This window comes from Algibacter sp. L4_22 (genome assembly GCF_023473045.1).
Classification (GTDB): Bacteria; Bacteroidota; Bacteroidia; order Flavobacteriales; family Flavobacteriaceae; genus Algibacter.
The window spans coordinates 1-970 of record NZ_JAMCOK010000052.1; the positions used below are offsets into that span (position 1 = coordinate 1).

Here is a 970-nt window from a genome sequence, read left to right on the forward strand (position 1 = left end):
CCTCTATCCGAATGATGGATAAGCTTTTTATCAGGGTATTTCCTGTTTTTAATAGCCATAGCGAGTGCATCCGTACAAAGCGATGTTCTCATATGGTTATCGAGTTTATATCCCATAATCTGCTTAGAATAAGCATCTGTAACAATGGCTAAATAATTATGACCGTATTGTGTTTTAATATAAGTGATATCGCTGACCCAAAGTTGTTCAGGACGAGTAGGGACATGGTCTTTTACCAGGTTTTTATATTTTTTGTACATATGGTTTGAGTTTGTAGTTGTGATGTAATTTTTAGTTTTGGGAATCAAAAGATTATTTAGTCTGAGGAAGCGATAGAACTTGTCTCTACCAATTTTAATATCAGCGTTTATAAAGTCCTGTTTTAGTTCTTTATGTAGCTTAATACCACCAGTTTTAGAGCCTACTTTATTACGGTATTCCTTGACCATTTTGATCATTCTTTGATGATCTATTTCTTTTTTCTGTTGCGTTTTTAGTCTTTTGTAGAAGGCTTGTTTAGAAATCCCAAAACATCCATAGAGCCATTTTCTTTTATACGCTGTTTTTTCTTTTGCTCTATCTCTTTTGCTAATGTTTTGGGCAATGACTTTTTTGACATATCGACGCCTGTAATGAGTTCCATATCAGCAATAATGTCTTGTTGGAAGTCTTTTTGGAACTCCAGTTCTTCAATTTTTTCCTTTAACTTTTTAATTTCATCGTTTTTACTCATACCCGTATTTTGTTGTACTAAGGTACTGTATTTTCTTAACCAATAGGTAATGGTTGTTCGAGGGACATCGTATTTTTTTGAAGCTTGGTTATTGGATAATTGTCCGCTAAGGATTTGGTCAACGACTAAAAGTTTGGTCTCTAAAGTTGCTTTTTGGTAGCTTTTTTTTCGCCAGTGTTCATTTTTTGTTTTCATAAGTGACTATAATTAATGGTTTAATTTTTAGTCAACCTATTT

2 protein-coding genes are annotated in these 970 nt (G+C 33.1%); both read right to left on the reverse strand.

Annotated features, from left to right (window positions below):
* Positions 1-449 (reverse strand): DDE-type integrase/transposase/recombinase (locus M4I23_RS19545; RefSeq protein ID WP_249755534.1); only part of this gene is annotated, 449 nt, incomplete at its 3' end.
* Positions 450-493: 44 nt separating this feature from the next.
* Positions 494-928 carry a helix-turn-helix domain-containing protein gene (locus M4I23_RS19550; protein ID WP_158851010.1) on the reverse strand — a complete coding sequence of 145 codons (435 nt, stop codon included), beginning with the start codon at positions 926-928 and terminating at the stop codon, positions 494-496.
* Positions 929-970: the final 42 nt, after the last annotated feature.